General features: G+C 68.5%; 3 protein-coding genes. All 3 read left to right on the top strand.

Annotated features, from left to right (window positions below; translation table 11 throughout):
• Window positions 1-720 (top strand): BsuBI/PstI family type II restriction endonuclease (locus tag AC08OU_RS23680; RefSeq protein ID WP_476605859.1); only part of this gene is annotated, 720 nt, incomplete at its 5' end.
• Between the two features lie 245 nt (window positions 721-965).
• Window positions 966-1265, top strand: a complete 300-nt coding sequence (locus AC08OU_RS23675; RefSeq protein WP_476605858.1) for a CU044_2847 family protein — start codon at window positions 966-968, stop codon at window positions 1263-1265.
• 9 nt (window positions 1266-1274) lie between these two features.
• The coding region (locus tag AC08OU_RS23670; RefSeq protein WP_476605857.1) for a serine protease at window positions 1275-3574 on the top strand (2300 nt) is incomplete at its 3' end.

Raw genomic sequence — 3574 nt, 5'->3', positions numbered from 1 at the left:
TCCGTGCGTCGGTTTACCTTGCATCAATTCGCCGAGGCGCAATTGGTCGTGCAGAACCCCGACGAGCCTAGTCGACCAATTAATTCTCCACGCTGGAATTACCAAGTGCCCTCAGAGGCATTGAGCGTGCTACAGACATTCGGCGCGCAAGAGTTTGAAACCGTGGCCGCAGCTTATCTGAGCTCGCTCCCAGGCCTTAAGGCGCGTTACGCGGCCGTACGCAAGATGGACCGAATTCCCCTCACGCTACCGGATGGCTCTGAATTTACACTCTCACCAGGGGGTCAGAACGTTCTGTTGAAGCAGATGGTGGAGGAATTCTGCCCCCGCTTCACGCCCGGCGGTCAGATTCTCTACATCGGCGACGCTGGCGACAAATGGGCCCTCTTCGAGCGAGATCGGTTGGGAGAGTTGGGCGTAGAAGTTGATGAGCATGGAAAGATGCCGGACCTAGTTGTATACCTGGCGGATCGCAACTGGCTCATCCTGATGGAAGCCGCATCATCACACGGACCTGTTGATTCAAAGAGGCACGGAGAGTTAGCCGAGCTTTTCGGTGCCTCACGCGCTGGACTCGTGTACGTGTCATGCTTCCCAGATCGGACAGAATTCAGGAAGTACGTTGAGAAGATCGCTTGGGAGTCGGACGTGTGGTGCGCCGATCATCCGACACACATGATTCACTACAATGGAGAGCGATTCCTCGGCCCCTACGGGTAGTCGCTGAACGGAAGACCACAGACCCGTCGGCGGCAAGCCGGACGAAACGGCGCCGGAGGTGCCGCACGTTCGCCGGGCTGGACCGGCGGCGCGCTACCAGCACCTCACAGCGACGATCCGGCGGGACGTCGCCGAGCAGCTGGGCGGGCTCTTGTGGGATCAGAAAGACAAAAGGAGTGATCCTCCGAACCTCACAACGTTGGGTCTGTCCGTCGCTACGCTCAGGTACGACGAGGGGAGCCCAGATGCCGTCGCCGGTGGTCAGTTACGGGGTAGACAACAGCACGATCGTACGATTCGAGATCGAACCCTCCGAGGACTGGCACGATGTCGGCACCGATCAGGTGCTCGGCCAGATCAAGGACGCCGTGGCGCCTGCCGTGGAGGGGGCTCGGGCCGTGCTGGAGAAGGCACGTGAGGCGTCACCGGACGAGATCGTGGTCAAGTTCGGGATCAAGGTGAGCGGGACCACGAACTGGCTTGTCGCCAAGGCTGCGACCGAGGGCAACTTCGAGGTCACGCTGACCTGGAAGCCCACGCCGTGACCGATGGGCATGACTGACACTTCGCCGGCGGACCGGAGCTGGCTGGTCTCGATCCACACCTCGGCGGGCCACTCCAACCCGATCGGGTCCGGGGTCGTCATCGATGAAGGGCGTGTTCTCACGTGCCGGCACGTCGTGAAGCAACACGCGGACGGCGAGCTGTGGGTCGAGTTCCGCGGCACCGAGGACCCGTACCTGCCGCCGTCCCGGGTGGCCGCCCTGCGGATGGCCACGCACCCCGAGGCGGACGTCGCCGTCCTCGTGCTCGACGGTGACCTGCCGCCGGACGTCACGCCCGCGGTGCTGCGGCGGCCTCGGGACGTCGACCTCATGGACAGGGGCTGGTGGGCGTACGGGTTCGCCGACCGCATCGGCAACGAGGCGGACGGCAGGATCGGTGCGCGGCTGACCGGCGGCTGGGTGCGCGTGGACTGCGACTCGCGCTACCGGGTCGAGAAGGGCTTCAGCGGCGGCGGCCTCTGGTCGCCGGAGTTCGACGCGGTCGTCGGTCTCGTCGGTCAGGCACAGTCCCAGGGCGACGGGCGCTCTCTCACGCTGCACGCGATCGTCAAGGCGCTGCCGGACGAGAAGCTCGACGCGCTCACGAACCGCTGGGCGATCGAGTCGGCGGGCGCGGACGCCGTCCATGCCTGGGGCTGGTCACTCGCGGAGGACGACGAGGGGCTCCGGCACTGGCGGCCCCGGGCACGTGGCGTGACCAGCGACGCCGAGCGGGGCTACCGGTTCAGCGGCCGGCGAGTGGCGTTGACCGAGATCGTCGAGTGGCTGAAGACCGACCGCCCCGAGTCGAAAGCGTTGGTGATCACCGGGTCGCCGGGGGTCGGCAAATCCGCGGTGCTCGCGCGCGTGGTCACGACCTCGGATGCCGGGATCGCAGCCGAGCTGCCCGCGGACGACGACGCCCTGCGGGCGCCCAAGGGCTCCGTCGCGTGCGCGGTCCACGCCAAGGGCAAGACGGCGCTGGAGGTGGCGACCGAGATCGCGCGTGCTGCTTCGGCTGCGCTCCCCGAGCAGGTGATCGACGCGGTCCCCTCGATCCGGGAACGCCTCGCCGAGCACGGGCGGCGCCGGTTCACGGTCGTGGTCGACGCGCTCGACGAAGCGGCCAGTCCGGAAGAGGCGCGGGTGATCGTGCGGAAGCTGCTCGTGCCGCTTGCCGAAACGTGCGCCGACGTGGGTGCCCGCGTGCTGGTCGGGACCCGCCGGCGCGACAACGACGGTGACCTGATCGACGTGTTCGGACCGGCACATCGAACTATCGACCTGGACCTGCCGCGGTACTTCGCCCTGGCGGACCTGACGGCGTACGCGCTCGCCACTCTCCAGCTCCGGGGCGCGGAGCGACCCGGGAACCCGTACGCGGACGACGCGGTCGCCGTGCCCGTGGCCGCGCGGATTGCGGAGATCGCCGAGCCGAACTTCCTCGTCGCCGGACTCCGGGCCCGAACCCGCGGGCTGCACGATGACGTGCCGATCGCGGTCGGCACCCTCGGCCCGTCGTCGGGCGACGATCCGGTGACTCCGGCGCTGCGCGAGTACCTCGCCGTCGTTCCGGACGTAGGGCCGGTGGCCGCCACGGAGGCGCTCTGCGCGCTCGCGTATGCGGAGGCGCCGGGCCTGACCCTCGGCCTGTGGCGTGATGCGGTTGCGGCGCTGACCGGCCGAACCGTGGCTCCGGCGGATCTCGGCGTGTTCGCGCGGAGGTCAGCGGCGAACTTCCTCGTCGAGACGTCGGAGCGAGCGGATACCACGACGTACTACCGGCTGTTCCACCAGGCGCTGAACGACAGCCTGGCGACCGGCCGCGACGCCGTGGCCGACCAACGGGCGATCACGCGCGCTTTCGTGGCGTCAGGGCGCGCCGGCGGGTGGAGCCAGCCCTACCTGTGGCGCTCCCTCGGTTCACATCACGCGCACGAAGGCCGCGACGTGGACACCGTGCTCGCGGAGCCCGGCCTGCTGCTCCGAGCGGACCTGCGGCGGCTGATCCCTCTCGCCGGGACCGCGACAACGCACGACGGAAGGCGGCGGGCCCGCCTTCTGCGCCGCACACCCGGTGCCGTCACGACCGGACCCCGCGAGCGGCTGGCCCTGTTCAGCGTCACGGAAGCCTTCGACAATCTCGGGTCGGCGTTCCGCCGGCTCGGCGAGCCCTCGCCCTACCGTGCAACCTGGGCTCGGGTGCGGCGTGGCGCGGAAGAGGTCGCCCTGGAGGGACACACCGGCGGGGTCAACGGCGTGTGCAGCGTCCGCGCCGGGGACCGCGAGCTGCTCGCCTCCGCCAGCGC

Source organism: Frankia sp. CcMO1, assembly GCF_977945845.1.
The sequence above is the reverse complement of the archived record's forward strand: the minus strand, read 5'-3'. Positions and strand labels throughout refer to the sequence as shown.

Excerpts from the sequence above, each read along its gene's own strand:
- AC08OU_RS23675 (WP_476605858.1), top strand. The coding sequence starts at position 966 with ATGCCGTCGCCGGTGGTCAGTTACGGGGTAGACAACAGCACGATCGTA.